General features: G+C 65.5%; 14 protein-coding genes. 9 read left to right on the forward strand and 5 right to left on the reverse strand.

The annotated features are described in order from the left end of the window. Positions 1-107: 107 nt before the first annotated feature. The 5 genes from Q9K01_RS14235 to rplL all read left to right on the forward strand — a co-directional run bounded on the left by Q9K01_RS14235 (position 108) and on the right by rplL (position 2438). Positions 108-254, forward strand: coding sequence for a hypothetical protein (locus tag Q9K01_RS14235; RefSeq protein WP_305930783.1), 147 nt, complete (start codon positions 108-110; stop codon positions 252-254). 101 nt (positions 255-355) lie between these two features. Then, positions 356-907, forward strand: coding sequence for a DUF2975 domain-containing protein (locus Q9K01_RS14240; protein WP_305930784.1), 552 nt, complete (start codon positions 356-358; stop codon positions 905-907). Further along, positions 907-1116 (forward strand): helix-turn-helix domain-containing protein, encoded by a 210-nt coding sequence (locus Q9K01_RS14245; RefSeq protein WP_305930785.1) that lies wholly within the window; start codon positions 907-909, stop codon positions 1114-1116. The genes Q9K01_RS14240 and Q9K01_RS14245 overlap by 1 nt, the downstream gene beginning before the upstream one ends. Before the next feature lie 345 nt (positions 1117-1461). Further along, positions 1462-1977 (forward strand): 50S ribosomal protein L10, encoded by a 516-nt coding sequence (gene rplJ / locus Q9K01_RS14250; RefSeq protein ID WP_305930786.1) that lies wholly within the window; start codon positions 1462-1464, stop codon positions 1975-1977. A gap of 83 nt (positions 1978-2060) precedes the next feature. Continuing rightward, complete coding sequence (gene rplL / locus Q9K01_RS14255; protein WP_305930787.1) at positions 2061-2438, forward strand: 50S ribosomal protein L7/L12; 378 nt, start codon at positions 2061-2063, stop codon at positions 2436-2438. A gap of 129 nt (positions 2439-2567) precedes the next feature. Here rplL and Q9K01_RS14260 read toward each other — a convergent pair whose 3' ends face one another. Continuing rightward, positions 2568-3263 carry a hypothetical protein gene (locus Q9K01_RS14260; protein ID WP_305930788.1) on the reverse strand — a complete coding sequence of 232 codons (696 nt, stop codon included), beginning with the start codon at positions 3261-3263 and terminating at the stop codon, positions 2568-2570. Between the two features lie 235 nt (positions 3264-3498). Here Q9K01_RS14260 and Q9K01_RS14265 point away from each other — a divergent pair, with 235 nt between their 5' ends. From Q9K01_RS14265 to groL, 3 genes are all read left to right on the forward strand, one after another. Then, entirely contained in the window at positions 3499-4914 is a 1416-nt protein-coding gene (locus Q9K01_RS14265) for an MATE family efflux transporter (RefSeq protein WP_305930789.1), read from the forward strand. Between the two features lie 152 nt (positions 4915-5066). Then, positions 5067-5354, forward strand: a complete 288-nt coding sequence (gene groES, locus Q9K01_RS14270) for a co-chaperone GroES (RefSeq protein ID WP_067609626.1) — start codon at positions 5067-5069, stop codon at positions 5352-5354. Positions 5355-5419: 65 nt separating this feature from the next. Further along, positions 5420-7063 carry a chaperonin GroEL gene (gene groL / locus Q9K01_RS14275; RefSeq protein WP_305930790.1) on the forward strand — a complete coding sequence of 548 codons (1644 nt, stop codon included), beginning with the start codon at positions 5420-5422 and terminating at the stop codon, positions 7061-7063. 732 nt (positions 7064-7795) lie between these two features. Here groL and Q9K01_RS14280 read toward each other — a convergent pair. The 4 genes from Q9K01_RS14280 to Q9K01_RS14295 form a co-directional block, all read right to left on the reverse strand. Continuing rightward, positions 7796-10063, reverse strand: a complete 2268-nt coding sequence (locus Q9K01_RS14280; protein ID WP_305930791.1) for a DUF305 domain-containing protein — start codon at positions 10061-10063, stop codon at positions 7796-7798. Between the two features lie 94 nt (positions 10064-10157). Further along, positions 10158-11126, reverse strand: coding sequence for a L,D-transpeptidase family protein (locus tag Q9K01_RS14285; RefSeq protein ID WP_305930792.1), 969 nt, complete (start codon positions 11124-11126; stop codon positions 10158-10160). Positions 11127-11230: 104 nt separating this feature from the next. Beyond that, the gene (locus Q9K01_RS14290) at positions 11231-12517 is read right to left on the reverse strand and encodes an acyl-CoA dehydrogenase family protein (RefSeq protein WP_305930793.1); all 1287 of its coding nucleotides are present in this window, start codon (positions 12515-12517) and stop codon (positions 11231-11233) included. Further along, positions 12517-13866, reverse strand: a complete 1350-nt coding sequence (locus Q9K01_RS14295) for a phosphotransferase (protein ID WP_305930794.1) — start codon at positions 13864-13866, stop codon at positions 12517-12519. The genes Q9K01_RS14290 and Q9K01_RS14295 overlap by 1 nt, the downstream gene beginning before the upstream one ends. A 112-nt stretch (positions 13867-13978) precedes the next feature. On the opposite strand from Q9K01_RS14295, the gene Q9K01_RS14300 reads away from it, so the two are divergent. Further along, the gene (locus Q9K01_RS14300; protein WP_305930795.1) at positions 13979-14389 is read left to right on the forward strand and encodes a baeRF12 domain-containing protein; all 411 of its coding nucleotides are present in this window, start codon (positions 13979-13981) and stop codon (positions 14387-14389) included. The last annotated feature ends 35 nt before the right edge of the window (positions 14390-14424 follow it).

Genomic DNA, 14424 nt, shown 5'->3' on the forward strand with positions numbered 1-14424 from the left:
GGGATATCGTATTCCGATATTATCGATTGACAATAAATTTCCCGCGCCTATCTGTGCCTTATTGATTAACGATAATGTTCGATTCGGTTCGTCCAAGGAGGCCCTCGATGCCAGATTCCCTCGTCCATCTCCTGTCCGGATTGGCCGCGCTGCTGATCGTCGGCGCGGCGATGACCGCCGTGCTCGTCCTTCCGCCCGCGGCTTCGCCGGGGCGGCCCGGCGCCACCGTGCTGGTCGTGCCGGGTCTCGCCTGAACCCCGGCCTCTGAACCCGGGCCTCTGAACCTGGGCGCGTCTTGCGAGCGCAGGCTTGCATCCTGTCGCCGGTTTCGAAAATCTCACCTGAGGAAGCTTCCATGTCCGCAACCCCGTTTCCGCCGCTCCGGCGCGACCCGCTGCTCGCCGCGGCCAAGGTCCTTCTGATCCTGCTGATGGCCATCGTGATCTTCGCGATGTCGATGGTCGTCATCGGGATCGGCGCGATCCTCACCATCGGCCGCACCGAGCTGCTCGCCGAGGTCGCGGCCGCCGGGGCCCCGCCGCTCGCCTATTGGGCGGTGCTCGCGCTGATGCTGCTGGTCGCGGGCGCGCTGTTCCTCGCGCTGCGGTTCGCGATCGAACTGCGCCGGATCGTGCTGTCGGTCGAGGACGGCGATCCGTTTGACCCCGCCAATGCCCTACGGCTGGCGCGGATGGGCTGGCTCGCGCTGGGGGTCTGGCTGGTCCACATTCCCCTTGCCCTGATCGGCGCCTGGCTGACCCCCTATGCGGTCGCCGCGGGCGAGGATTGGCAGATCGAGTGGGATGCCGGAATCGAAAGCCTGTTCCTGATTCTCGTGCTGTTCATCCTCGCGCGGGTGTTCCGCCAGGGCGCGGCGATGCGCGACGATCTGGAAGGGACGGTCTGATGGCGATCCGCGTCACGCTCGACGATCTGCTCCACGAGCGGCGAATGACACTGACCGAGCTGGGCGAGCGGGTCGGGCTGACCCTCGCCAACCTCTCGATCCTCAAGACCGGCAAGGCCAGGGCGATCCGCTTCTCCACCCTCGATGCGATCTGCCGCGAATTGCAATGCCAGCCCGGCGACCTGCTGGCCCACGAGCCGGAGGCATAGTGCGCCGTGCGGGAACCCATCGCCGGCCGGGCCATCGTGCCCCCTGACCCCGCTTGACAGGGGCACCAGATACTCTAGAGGCCCGCCACTGATCGGCGGGCCTCTTCGTATGTGCGCCGATCGTCCGTCCGAGACAGTTGGTGCCCCGGGATTGATCCGGGGCTTAATGTCCAGCCTAGACGGGGAAACGAGATTTTCGCGCTGCCACAGGCGGCGTTCCGGCATGTTTCACATGCCCTCCTTCCCCATCAACGGACTGCCCTCATGTCGATGTTCGGCATGGGGAAACGTGAGCCGGTCGCGCGGTCGCCTATGCGGCGCGCGGCCATAGTGAAGGAGTAAGGCATGGATCGTTCGCAGAAAGCCGATTCGGTCGCCCAGCTCAACGCTGTCTTCAACGAGGCGGGCGTGGTGGTCGTCACCCGCAACCTCGGCCTTACGGTGGAGCAATCCACCGCATTGCGGACGAAGATGCGTGAAGCCGGTGCGTCCTACAAGGTTGCGAAGAACCGCCTCGCCAAGCTCGCCCTGAAAGACACCGATTACGCCGGTATCGACGAATATCTGAACGGCCCCACGGCCCTCGCATATTCGGAAGATCCGGTGACGGCTGCCAAGGTCGCGGTGGAATTCGCCAAGACCAACGACAGGCTGGAAATCGTCGGTGGTTCCATGGGGGCGACGGTGCTCGACGAAGCCGGGATCAAGGCACTCGCCTCGATGCCCAGCCTCGATCAGCTGCGTGGCACGATCGTGGGTCTCGTCAATGCCCCGGCGACAAAGATCGCCCGGGTCGTCAACGAACCCGCATCCAAGCTTGCCCGCGTCTTCGGCGTCTACGGCGCCAAAGAAGCGGCATAAGCGGTTCGACGCGATTGCACGAATTCAAATGGGGCCGATCCGGAATGATCCGCGGCCCCGCCATATAATTGGAGTGAAACATCATGGCCGATATCGCCAAGCTTGTTGAAGAACTGAGCAAACTGACCGTCATGGAAGCCGCCGAGCTTGCCAAGGCGCTTGAAGAAGAGTGGGGCGTTTCCGCTGCCGCAGCCGTGGCTGTGGCCGGTCCCGCCGCCGGTGGCGGCGACGCTGCCGCTGCCGAAGAGCAGACCGAATTCGACGTGATCCTCACCGGCGACGGTGGCAAGAAGATCCAGGTCATCAAGGAAGTCCGCGCCATCACCGGTCTGGGCCTGGGCGAAGCCAAGGCGCTCGTCGAAGGCGCGCCCAAGCCGATCAAGGAAGGCGTTCCCAAGGCGGAAGCCGACGACATCAAGGGCAAGATCGAAGCCGCCGGCGGTACCGTCGAGCTCAAGTAAGCTTTTCAAGCTTTTGCGGATGTCTTGAAGCATCCGCGATCGGAAGGGCGGTGCCGCAAGGCGCCGCCCTTTTCGTTTTGAGCCCGTGCCAGTTCGAACGCACCTTGATCGAGCGAGCCTCAAACTGTCTCAGCTCGCGGTCCGCGAATCCGCGATGCGGTAGAAGGTCTCGCCGTCCTCCTCGACGCGGTGCAGGATGGCGTGGTTTAGGGGCACGCCGTCCTCGGCGAGATCGTCGGGCAGATCGGGCAGCGCCGACATCGCCGAAGATTTCGGCCCCGCTTCGGGCAACGCCCTGTAGGCGAGCCCTTCGCCCGAGAGATAGACGATCGCTCCGGCTTCCTTGCCGTCGAACCGCGCCATAAAGGTCGCGGCCGGTTCGGCCTGCATATAGCCGGCGAGCTGCAGCATGCAGGTCTTGCTGTGCGTGAAAGCAACCCCGTTCTTGGACGTGCTGTTGTGCCATTTGCACAACGGCATCAGATAGCAGCTGCCGCCTGTGGCGACCGCGCCCTTGGAGTCCGTGGTCATATGACCCCCCACTTCGAATGCAGGGTGGTTTCCTCCGACAGGCGGCGGGCCGGTGACGTAGCAGCCCGAGACGTCGATTGTGCAAAGCGACGATTTCGACTGATAGGCGATCAGCAGGCCCATCCAGCTGGTGGAGCCGGGAACTTTTGGATCGGAAGTGCTCCCCGAGACATTGTACAAGGCGCTCGCGAAATTGACCACTTGCGCCGAGGTCGAGAACAGTCGCGTGCCTTCGTAGCGGCTTACGAAATCCGCCAACTGATTGCGGTGTTCGGCCAGATCCGATTCCATCATCGAAATTCTCCTCCACGACCCGCTTCGGGTGGCCCATGCTGGACCGGTCGCTGCGGGAGTCGAGCCCGATTGCAACCGAAGCGGAGCCTTTGGCCGGTCGAGCGGAGCAGGTGCGTCGAGCGAGGCTTCCTTTTCGTTTGCCCTCCTCCGGCCTCGTGCCTATCCGGCGGTGCCCTTTGCAGGGCGCGGCGCGGGACCTGCGCTAGGCGTTCCAGACGGGGCTCGAACGATCACCTTGACCCAGGCACATCCCCCCAGGCCCCTGCCCACGGCACGCGAAGGCTGGCACGGCGAAATCGCTGCGACGCTGCGGCTGAGCTGGCCGCTGGCGGCGGCGAACCTGCTGCAGATGCTGACCTATGCGGTGGATGTGATCTTCATCGCCCGGCTGGGGGAAGCGCAGCTGGCCGCATCGGCGCTGGCGGTGGCGCTGTTCGGGCTGGTGCTGTGGGCGCTGTCGGGGCTGACCGGCGCGGTCGCTCCGGTGATCGCCGCCGAACTGGGCGAACGCGCGCCGGCGCTGCGCAGCGTGCGTCGCGCCACCCGGATGGGGCTATGGGTTTCGGTGCTCAGCGGGTTGCTGGGGATGGGAATATGCCTGCTGCTCGGCCCGCTGATGCGCGCCACCGGCCAGGATTCCCAGATCGTCGCGCTGGCGATCCAGTACAACACCGTGATCGTCTTCTCGCTGATCCCCATGCTGTTCAACAATGTGCTGCGCAATTTCGTCTCGGCGCTGGGCCGACCGATCTTCGCCACCGCGATCACCGCGCTCGGGATCGGGATCAACGCGCTGGCCAATTACGCCTTCATCTTCGGCAATCTCGGGGCTCCCGAGCTCGGCCTGCGCGGCGCGGCGATCGCCACCATTTTGACCTCGCTGTTCACCTTCGGCGCCTATGTGCTGGCGATCAGGATGGACCGGCGGCTGCACCGCTACCACGTCTTCGGTCGCTGGTGGGCGCCCGACTGGCGGCGGGCCTGGGCGATCACCAAGATCGGTACGCCGATCGCGCTGACCATCACCGCCGAGGCGGGCATCTTCGGGGCGGCGGCCTTCCTGATGGGCAATATCGGGGCGACCCAGCTCGCCGCGCACACCATCGCGCTGCAGATCGCCGCGCTCGCGTTCCAGGTCCCGTTCGGCATCGGCCAGGCTGCCACCATCCGGGTGGGCTATTTCTTCGGCGCGCGGGACCAGGTGGGGATGCAGCGCGCCGGCTGGAGCGCGATCGCCATCGGCACCGGCTTCATGGCGCTGACCGCACTGGCGATGGTGCTGATCCCCAAGCCGCTGATCGCCATCTATCTCGATCCCTGGGACCCCGCCAATGCAGCGCTGGTGGCCTTCGCGCTCAAATACATCGTCATCGCCGCGGGCTTCCAGCTGTTCGACGGGATGCAGGCGGTGGCCGCGGGCGCGTTGCGCGGATTGCAGGACACCCGCATCCCGATGTGGATCGCGGCCTTCGCCTATTGGGTGCCGGGGTTCGGGACTGCGATGGTGCTGGGTTTCGCCACTCCGCTCGAGGGCGTCGGGGTGTGGATCGGGCTCGCGATCGGGCTGACCTGTGCGGCGCTGCTGCTGACCTGGCGCTGGCACCGGCGCGAGGCGCTGGGGCTGACGCAGCGGCCCTTGCGGGACGCCTAGCCAGCCCCTGCGGAAACGCCCACCGGGCGCAAATTTTTTACCTGAACGCCCGTTGACTAAGCCTGTGCCTATACACATATGCGGCCCGCTGGCACTCCAACCCTGTGAGTGCCAACCTTTGTTTCAACCCTCTTAAAGGAAGGTCATAGACTATGGCATTTCGTCCGCTGCACGACCGCGTATTGGTGCGTCGCATCGAAGCCGATGAGAAGACCGCCGGCGGTATCATCATCCCCGACAGCGCCAAGGAAAAGCCCAGCGAAGGCGAGATCATCGCCGTCGGCGAAGGCGCCTACAACGAGGACGGCGACCGCATCAAGCCCGACGTCAAGACCGGCGATCGCATCCTGTTCGGCAAGTGGTCCGGCACCGAGGTCAAGCTCGATGGCGAAGACCTGCTGATCATGAAGGAAAGCGACATCATGGGGATCATTTCCTGATTCGCTGCCCGATCCGGTGATCGCACCGCTTCTCAAGACAACCAAGAATTCCAGGAGAAAACACAATGGCTGCCAAGGACGTGAAATTCTCGCGCGACGCACGCGAAGGCATCCTCCGGGGTGTCGATATCCTCGCCAACGCCGTCAAGGTCACGCTGGGCCCGAAGGGCCGCAACGTCGTGATCGAGAAGAGCTTCGGCTCGCCGCGCATCACCAAGGACGGCGTCACCGTCGCCAAGGAAATCGAACTTTCCGACAAGTTCGAGAACATGGGCGCGCAGATGATCAAGGAAGTCGCATCGAAGGCGAACGACGCCGCCGGTGACGGCACCACCACCGCCACCGTGCTCGCGCAGTCGATCGTGACCGAGGGCATGAAGTCGGTTTCGGCCGGCATGAACCCGATGGACTTGAAGCGCGGCATCGATCTCGCCGTGACCAAGGTCGTCGCCGATCTCAAGAGCCGCTCCAAGGACGTCTCGGGTTCGTCCGAGATCGCCCAGGTCGGGATCATCTCGGCCAATGGCGACCGCGAAGTCGGCGAGAAGATCGCCGAGGCGATGGAGAAAGTCGGCAAGGAAGGCGTGATCACCGTCGACGAGAGCAAGGGCCTCGAATTCGAGCTCGAGACCGTCGAAGGCATGCAGTTCGACCGTGGCTATCTCAGCCCCTACTTCATCACCAATCCCGAGAAGATGTCGGTCGAGCTCGACAACCCCTACATCCTGATCTTCGAGAAGAAGCTCTCGAACCTGCAGGCGATGCTGCCGATCCTCGAAGCGGCGGTCCAGTCGGGTCGTCCGCTGCTGATCATCGCGGAAGACATCGAAGGCGAGGCTCTGGCCACGCTGGTGGTCAACAAGCTGCGCGGCGGCCTCAAGGTCGCTGCGGTCAAGGCTCCCGGGTTCGGCGATCGTCGCAAGGCGATGCTGCAGGACATCGCGATCCTGACCAAGGGCGAGATGATCTCCGAAGACCTCGGCATCAAGCTCGAGAACGTCACGCTGGGCATGCTCGGCGAAGCCAAGCGCGTCACCATCGACAAGGACAACACCACCATCGTCGACGGCGCCGGTGACGAGGCCGACATCAAGGCCCGCGTCAACGAGATCCGCACCCAGATCGACAACACCTCGAGCGATTACGACAAGGAGAAGCTCCAGGAGCGTCTTGCCAAGCTCGCCGGCGGTGTTGCGGTGATCAAGGTCGGCGGCGCCACCGAGGTCGAGGTCAAGGAACGCAAGGACCGCGTCGACGACGCGCTCCACGCCACCCGCGCCGCGGTCGAAGAAGGCATCGTCCCGGGCGGCGGTACCGCGCTGCTCTACGCTGCCAAGGCCCTCGACGGCCTCGAAGGCGAGAACGACGACCAGACCCGCGGTGTCGACATCGTGCGTCGCGCGCTGCAGGCTCCGATCCGTCAGATCGCCGAGAATGCCGGTCACGACGGGGCGGTGGTCGCGGGCAAGCTCAACGACGGCAAAGACGAGTCGATGGGCTTCAACGCGCAGACCGACACCTATGAGAACCTGGTCAAGGCCGGCGTGATCGACCCGACCAAGGTCGTGCGCACCGCGCTGCAGGACGCCGCCTCGGTGGCCGGCCTGCTGATCACCACCGAAGCGGCCATTGCCGAGAAGCCCGAAGAGAAGTCTTCCGGCGGCGGCATGCCCGATATGGGTGGCATGGGCGGCGGCATGGGCTTCTAAGCCAGCCAAAGCCTTGCGCTCCCGCACCGGCGGGAATGCACGAAACACGAGGCCCGGCGGGAGCGATCCCGCCGGGCCTTCTCGTATGCCGCCCGCAGACTGGTGGGATGTCGCAGTTCGGCTCCTGGGGCTGGCGCCCTATATGTGGCGCGTCGATGACCCGAAGTTCGTGCCGGACCGCGGCGGTATCACCGCGGATAGAGGGCAAACACCACTGCAAGCTGATCGAGCGACTGATCCTTCAGCCGCGCGCCGAACTCGCCCTCGCGGGGCCCAGGTTGGGGACGACTGCCGATCCCGTGCGCGCCGACGGCGAAAACCCGCCAGCGCCCAATCGGCTGGACTCAGCTCATGAACAGCAGAATCCAGGCGAACAGAACGGCCAGCGCAACGAGGACGATTGCGACACGGATTCCCATCGACCTTTTCCGCCGACGCTTTTCTGCGGTTCGGCGGCGCATTTCCTTCGACAGGTGGAGTTCGGGTTTAGACATCGGATTTTTAGTAACAATATCAGCCGCAAGGGGTCAAGTTCGCTATGGCAGTCTCCACACAGACACTCAAAATCGCAACAAACGATTAACTTCCGTCAGCCGCCGACAACATTTCGATGCAGTGGCCAGCCCGGTGCGACAGCGTCTGAAAGGGACGGCACGACAGTGACAGGCTGTATCGAGGCGCCTTCGAAATAGTCCGGAACGGCGATTCGTCGCCCGTTCCGGACACTCGCCTCTATCCGCCCCGGCGGCTGGCCACAGCGGCTTCGACCACTTCGTCGGGCCAGGTGACCTGCGTCTGCGTCTGCGGGTTGAACAGATTGCCCTCATATCGCGCCGCTTCGGCAGCGGCGATCTCTTCCCTCGTCAGGAACTCGCTCGGCTCGAGCGCGAAGATGTCGAGCCCGCGACTGATCTCTGTGGCGTAGATCCGGCCGTTGTACCAATAGGCGGACCAGTAGCCTCCGGTGACCAGCTGGTCCGCATCCACCGGTCCGCGATCGAAATAGGCGATCTCGAACGGGTTTTCCGCGTCGGTGAAATCGATCACGCTGATGCCGCCCTGGTACCAGGCCTGGACGAAGATATCGCGCCCCGGAACCGGGATGATCGAGCCATTGTGCGCGACGCAATTCTCCATGTCGCTCTGCGGTGCGGGCAGCTTGTAAAGGCTGCGGAATTCCAGCTCGCCCTGCTCGATCTCGTAGATCGCGTTGGCGCCCCAGTTCATCGGATCGCCCGCCTGGCAGCGCGGCCGCCCGCCGCCGCCCCATTCGTCGGTGAACAGCACCTTGGTGCCGTCGTTGTTGAAGGTCGCCGAGTGCCAATAGGCAAAGCCGGTATCGGTGACATCGTCGATCCTGACCGGCTTGAGCGGGTCGGAGATATCGAGGATGATGCCATTGCCCGAACAGGCGCCCGCGGCGAGCTGCTTGGCCGGAAAGACGGTGATGTCGTGGCATTGATCGGTGCGGCTGGTGTCCTGCGTGCCGTCGCCGTGATCGCCGCCGCGCCACAGGCCTGCGATCTGGCCCTCGGCGGCGAAGATGCGCGGCCGGTCGACGATCCGCGCGGCGGCGGGGTTCGCCACCGGGATCTCGATCACGTCGATGCTGAACAGTGCGGTGCGATCGTCGCCCGGCGCATCGATGCAGCCGGCGAGCTCCTCGTCCTCGCGCACGTAGGAAGTGCCCGAATTGTAGAGCACGATCCGGTCCGCATCGGCCGAGACGATCGAATGGGTGTGGCTGCCGCGGCAGGTCTGAACCTGGCCGACCTGCATCGGCCGCGCGGGGTCGGAAATGTCGAAGATGCGAATGCCGCGGAAGCGCTCCTCGCTGACCCGGTCGGCGACGCCCTGCAGACCGCAATCGATCCGCGCGCGGCTGTCCTGCACGCTCATCACCAGCAGCTCGCCGACGATCGAGACGTCGCCCTGCCCGCCCGGGCAGACGGTCGAGCTGACCAGCTGCGGCACGCCGTCCTCGCCCAGGCGATAGGCGTTGAAGCCGTGGTAATTGCCCGCCACCAGCAGATCGCCCGAGAAGGCCATGTCGGTGTTGGCAAAGGACAGCAGCGAACCGCGCTGGCCGAAGCGGGGCTCTGCCTCCTCATCGGAGTCGCGCGGGTCTGGCCGGGTGTCCTCCTCCTCGGCATCCTCTTCATCCTCGACGATCGCGGGCTGGAGCTGCGCGGGGTTCTTCGGGTCGAAGAAGCCTGCAGGCTTCGGCATGGCGCTGACCAGCCGCAGATTGCTGATCGCCTCGCCCGCGTCGCGGAACCCCGCAGCCAGCGTCGCGCGCGGATCGGTCGAGAGCCCGGCGGCAACCTCGTTCATCCGCTCGATCTCGGCCTTCTGGTCGCTGACGATGTCGTTGGAGAATTCGAACATCACCGGATCGTAGGCGGTGCCCGGCTGGCGATGGAGCTGCTCGACCATGTCGATCGCGCCCATGTGGTGGGCGATCATCAATTGCAGGAACTGGCGGTCGAACTCGGTTCCCTTGGCCGCCGCCAGCGCTTCCATCTGGGCGCGGGTCGCCATGCCCTTCATCATCGAATGACCGGCATGCGGGTCGGCGCCGGGCGCCAAGCCGTGCTCGGCGTGGTCGCCCATCGCCATCGCCGCGGCGGCCTTGGCGGGCTGGTTGCGCGCCACCAGCCAGTCGCGCATGAACTCGATCTCGTCGGCCTGGCTGGCATCGATCCGCCCGGCGATCGCGACGATATCCTCATTGTTGGTCCGCCCCTCGACCAGCCCGGCCATCTCGACCGCCTGAGCATGGTGGACCATCATGTCCTGCATGAAGCGAACATCGCCCGGAGCGTAGCTGGTGTCGGAGAGCTGCAGCGCCTCTTCCGCCCCGATCACCCGGCTCTGCTGGCCGGGCGCGCCCGGCAGCACGATCTGTGCTTCCTGCGCGAAAGCCCCCGACGTGAACGCGACGGTGGATGTGCCGAGCAGCAGCGTAGCGCCCAAGGCGCGGGCGAAGGTCGATGTCATGGCTATCTCCGGAAAACCCCAATTCTTCTGGCGACTATCGTCGCCATCCGGGTCGCCGGGTCAAGCCAATTCGCGGCGAAGCGACGACGCTGGTCTAGTTGAAAACGACCTTGGTCGATCCGGCCTCCACCGCGCTCGCGAGATTGCGCGCATCCCAATTGGTCAGTCGGACGCAGCCGTGGCTGGCGTTCTTGGCGATCGAGGAGGGATTGCTCGTGCCATGGATGCCGTAGCCCGCCTTGCCCAGATCGATCCACACTCCGCCGATCGGATTGTTGGGGCCGGGCGGGATGATCAGCGTCTCGTCCCCGCCCCATTCCTGATCGGACGGATCGAAGGTGTAGTTCGCCTCCGGCGCGACCGCATTCACCTCCATCGCTCCCGAAGGAGAGGGAAACTGCGAACTGCCGACCGTCGCCGGGAAGGTTGCGAGCAGATTGCCGTCGCCGTCGTAGGCGCGCACCTCGCTGGCCGATTTGTCGATCTCGATCCGTGCGACCTTGCCTTCCAGGGCCGTGCTTCCAGTCTGTGCGACGAGGATTTCGGTGCCGGCGGAGAAGCTCTTGCCCGGGTTGAGCGCCTCGAGCAGCCCTTCGGTCATATGGAACTTCTCGGCGAGCTTTTCTGCCGGGCTGGAATAGCCGATCCAGTCGCGCGTCGCCATTTGCGCCATGCTGGATGGCACCGGACGGAACGACCCTGACACGTCTTCGCTGGTGACACTATAGGTCTTCACCAGCGGCTCGGAGCCGAACCGGCTGCGCAGCGCCGCGAGCAGCTCTTCATCCACCTCGCCATCGACCTTCATCCCGTTCGCCTGCTCGAAGGCGGCGAGAGCCCGGCTGGTGTTGCCGCCGCTGTAGCCGTCGATGACGCCGGGCGAATGGCCGGCACGGTCGAGCAGGACCTGCACCGCCATGATCTGCTTGCTGCGTTCATCGGAAAACACGGCGCCGGGTACGTCGGCTTCGAAAGTCTGCGCGGTCGCAGGCATGGCGACGGGCAGAAGCGGGGCGCTGGCGAGCAGGCCGGCGGCGAGGGCGGGACGGAATAGAGCGGGCATGGGAATCCTCGGGTGGAGTAGGCGCGGAGACCGGCCCGACATCGTCAGGCAGGTCGGCTGTTCCTGTAAAAACCCCTGGAGCCCTGCCGTGTTCCGGAAATCCCTTAGCCGAACATCCCCTTGCGCGGGCCGAGATAGCCGAACAGATAGGCTCCCACCTTGCGCATCTGGATTTCCTCCGCGCCTTCGGTGATGCGGTAGCGGCGGTGGTGGCGATAGATGTGTTCGAAGGGTTTCTCGCGGCTGTAGCCGATCCCGCCATGGACCTGCATCGCGCGGTCGGCCGCTTCGCACACCAGCCGGTTGGCCCAGTAATTGCACATCGAGACTTTGTCCGAGAGCGCGCTCTCGATCTCCTTGTGCGGCAGGCGGTCCATCTCCCAGGCGGTCTTGTAGATCAGCAGCCGCAGCATCTCGCACTGGGTGGCGAGCTCGACCAGCGGGAACTGGATCGCCTGATTGCGCGCCAGCTCCTGTCCGAATGGCTTGCGCTCGCGGGCGTAGCGCACGCTCTCCTCCACGCAGAACTGCGCCGCGCCGAGGCTGGAAGCGGCCTGCCGGATGCGGTTCTGGTGGACGAAGCTTTGCGCCAACGCCAGCCCGCGGCCTTCTTCGCCCAGCAAAGTCTGGTCGGGCACCCAGACCCCCTTGAGGAAGAACCGCGCGTGGTCGGTGGGCATGTTGAAGGTCCAGACGTATTCGTCGATCTCAAGCCCTTCGGCCGGGTTGGGGACGAGGAAGCAGCTGATCCCCCTGGCGTCGCCCGCGCCTCCCGAGGTCCGCGCGAACACCGCAACATGGGTGGCGTGGTGCATGCCGGTGATCCACATCTTGGCGCCGTCGATCCGCCAGCCGGGCTTTCCATCCCGCTCCTCGCGCACTGCGACGGTGTCCATATGGGTGGCGTCCGAACCGTGCTCGGGCTCGGTCAGCCCGAAGGCGACCCGCCGTTCGCGCGCGAAACCGCCAAGGATGAACTCCTCCTTCTGCGCCTCGGTGCCGAAGGTCTCGAACATGGCGACGAAGGGGAAATTGCCGACGATCGAATGCTCGTTCTGGAGATCGTTGTGCAAGCCCAGCCCGCGCTGCGCGAAGCGGTCGCGGATCACCGCCATCCACAGGTTGGAGCCGTCCTTGCCGCCGTATTTCTTCGGCGCCGAAAAGCGCCAGTGACCCGCCTCGTCGGCGCGGGTCGCGGCCTCGACCAGCAATTGCTCCCATTCGCGGTTGGGCAGGCCCTGCCGGTCCCAGTCGGTGCGCGCATCCTCGCGGCGGTGATCGAAGAAGCGAATGTTGTCGCCCTGCGCTACCAGCGGTTCGATCTCGGCTGCGATGAAGCGCTCGAGCTCGGCGTAATAGTCTTCCAGGTCCTGGGGTATCGCGAAGTCCATCAGCTCTCTCCGGTCCATTGCGCCTTCGCCGATGCGAGAGCGGGGTATTTGGGGATATCGGCCGCCAGCTTGCCAAGCGCAGCGCGGCGCAGCCTCGCCAGCAGCCCGGGTTCGGCCAGATCGCGCTCCCCCGCCAGCAGCGCCTGCGCGAGTTCACGGTCGGCGACCGCGACGCCTGCAGCTTCCTCGCGCGCAATCATGCCCAGCGCGTTGCGCGCCACCGCAAGCTGGAAGCGGTCGTGGCCTTCCATGCGGTCCTTCACCGTAGCGAGGAATTCGGCGATGGCGGTGGCGATTTCGCCGGTGGAGGCTTCGCCCTCGCATTGCGCAACGGATGTTTCGGGCGGCAGCGGCCGGTCGCGTTCTGCCTGCGGCGCCTCTTCCTCCAGCAGCAGCAGCAGGTCGAGTTCCTGCTCGCTGGTGCGGCGCGAGATCACCACGCGTTCGAGCATCCGGTCGTGCCCTTCGCGCCAGACCTTGGCCATCCGCAGACAACCCAGCGCCCACCACACGGTGCGGTAGACCAGCCAGTAGCGGAACCGATCGCGGTCGACCGTCACTCCGCTTTCGGCCTCGTAGGCCGCGAACCAGTCTTCGAGCGACCCCAGCCCCAGCGCCGGGCGGTCGATCCGGGCAAAACGCCAGACGGTCATGCAGGCGAAGGCCAGATCCTCGTGGCGATCGCCCCGATGCGCCAGCTCCCAGTCGAGCACCCCGGTGAGCGCGCCGTCCTCGGCGAGGATATTGCCCAGCCGGTAGTCGCCATGCACCAGCACAGGTTCGGCCCGCGCGGGCAAGTGATCGCCGAGCCATTTCAATCCCAGCGCGATGATGGGCCGGTCGCCGCCGGCTTCCGCGAACTGGACCCGCAGGCCTTCGAGTGCCTCGGCATAGTCCATCTCGGGAATATCCGCGGGCAGCGCCTCGGCGTCGAGCGCGTGGATCCGTGCCAGATCGCGCGCGCATTGCGAGAGCAGCTCTCCGGGGCGCTCCATCGCCAGGATCGCGCCCGGATCGGGAGTGCCGGGCAGCGCGCGCATCACGAAGCCGCTGCCGATCGCGTCTTCCGGCGCGAGCTCGACCACCACCTCGGGCGCCGTCACCCCGGCGCCATGCGCCGCGCGGATGATCGCCGCCTCGGTGTCGTGGCCGAAGGGCCGGTCGGCCATGAAGGCGAGACTGGGCGCGCGGCGCAGCACGTAAGCCCCCTCGCCCGCCTGGAAGCGCCAGCTTTCCATCGTCGCCCCGCCGGTAAGTCGGGTCAGCCCCTCCGGCGGCGGCAAGCCGGCCCGCGCCAGCGCCCGTGTCAGGCCGGCGCGCAATTCTGCACTGTCCGATGTCTCTCCCATCGCCCGCACTGTCGCACCGTCGCAAGTTTCGCTCAAGCCCCGGAGCAAAGCGCAGCCCGGCGCATTGATGTTGCGACAGCAATCAACACGCCAACAACGTAAGGAGATGCCGATGAAACTGCCGCACAAGGCCCATGTCGCCCTCGTCGATGGAAAGAGCTTCACCGTGATGCGCAATGGCGGCAACCCGTTCGAACCCAAGTTGGAAGGCGCCACCAAGCCCGATCTGTCCGCCACCAATTTCAGCGCCGGCGTCAGGCATCAGGACAATGGCGGACGCGAAAGAGGGACGAGCACCCAGCTCGACGAACTGGCCCACGCGGCGGCCGCGACCGAATGGATCAACGCCAAGGCGATCGCGGGCGAGATCGAGGATGTGCTGATAATCGCCGATCCCAAATCGCTGGGCGAGATGCGGCGGCATTATCACAGCGAGCTCAAGCAGCGGCTGGTCGGCGAGATCGACAAGACGCTGACCGGCGAGACCACCGACCGAATCGAGCAGGCGATCTCCGCCGCGTGATCGTCGCTCGTCAATGGTTTCGCGGTCCGGAACCC

The organism is Qipengyuania benthica, from assembly GCF_030717865.1.
Lineage (GTDB): Bacteria > Pseudomonadota > Alphaproteobacteria > Sphingomonadales > Sphingomonadaceae > Qipengyuania > Qipengyuania benthica.

Excerpts from the sequence above, each read along its gene's own strand:
- Q9K01_RS14235 (WP_305930783.1), top strand. The coding sequence starts at position 108 with ATGCCAGATTCCCTCGTCCATCTCCTGTCCGGATTGGCCGCGCTGCTG.
- Q9K01_RS14240 (WP_305930784.1), top strand. The coding sequence starts at position 356 with ATGTCCGCAACCCCGTTTCCGCCGCTCCGGCGCGACCCGCTGCTCGCC.
- Q9K01_RS14245 (WP_305930785.1), top strand. The coding sequence starts at position 907 with ATGGCGATCCGCGTCACGCTCGACGATCTGCTCCACGAGCGGCGAATG.
- rplJ (WP_305930786.1), top strand. The coding sequence starts at position 1,462 with ATGGATCGTTCGCAGAAAGCCGATTCGGTCGCCCAGCTCAACGCTGTC.
- rplL (WP_305930787.1), top strand. The coding sequence starts at position 2,061 with ATGGCCGATATCGCCAAGCTTGTTGAAGAACTGAGCAAACTGACCGTC.
- Q9K01_RS14260 (WP_305930788.1), bottom strand. The coding sequence starts at position 3,263 with ATGATGGAATCGGATCTGGCCGAACACCGCAATCAGTTGGCGGATTTC.
- groES (WP_067609626.1), top strand. The coding sequence starts at position 5,067 with ATGGCATTTCGTCCGCTGCACGACCGCGTATTGGTGCGTCGCATCGAA.
- groL (WP_305930790.1), top strand. The coding sequence starts at position 5,420 with ATGGCTGCCAAGGACGTGAAATTCTCGCGCGACGCACGCGAAGGCATC.
- Q9K01_RS14280 (WP_305930791.1), bottom strand. The coding sequence starts at position 10,063 with ATGACATCGACCTTCGCCCGCGCCTTGGGCGCTACGCTGCTGCTCGGC.
- Q9K01_RS14285 (WP_305930792.1), bottom strand. The coding sequence starts at position 11,126 with ATGCCCGCTCTATTCCGTCCCGCCCTCGCCGCCGGCCTGCTCGCCAGC.
- Q9K01_RS14290 (WP_305930793.1), bottom strand. The coding sequence starts at position 12,517 with ATGGACTTCGCGATACCCCAGGACCTGGAAGACTATTACGCCGAGCTC.
- Q9K01_RS14295 (WP_305930794.1), bottom strand. The coding sequence starts at position 13,866 with ATGGGAGAGACATCGGACAGTGCAGAATTGCGCGCCGGCCTGACACGG.
- Q9K01_RS14300 (WP_305930795.1), top strand. The coding sequence starts at position 13,979 with ATGAAACTGCCGCACAAGGCCCATGTCGCCCTCGTCGATGGAAAGAGC.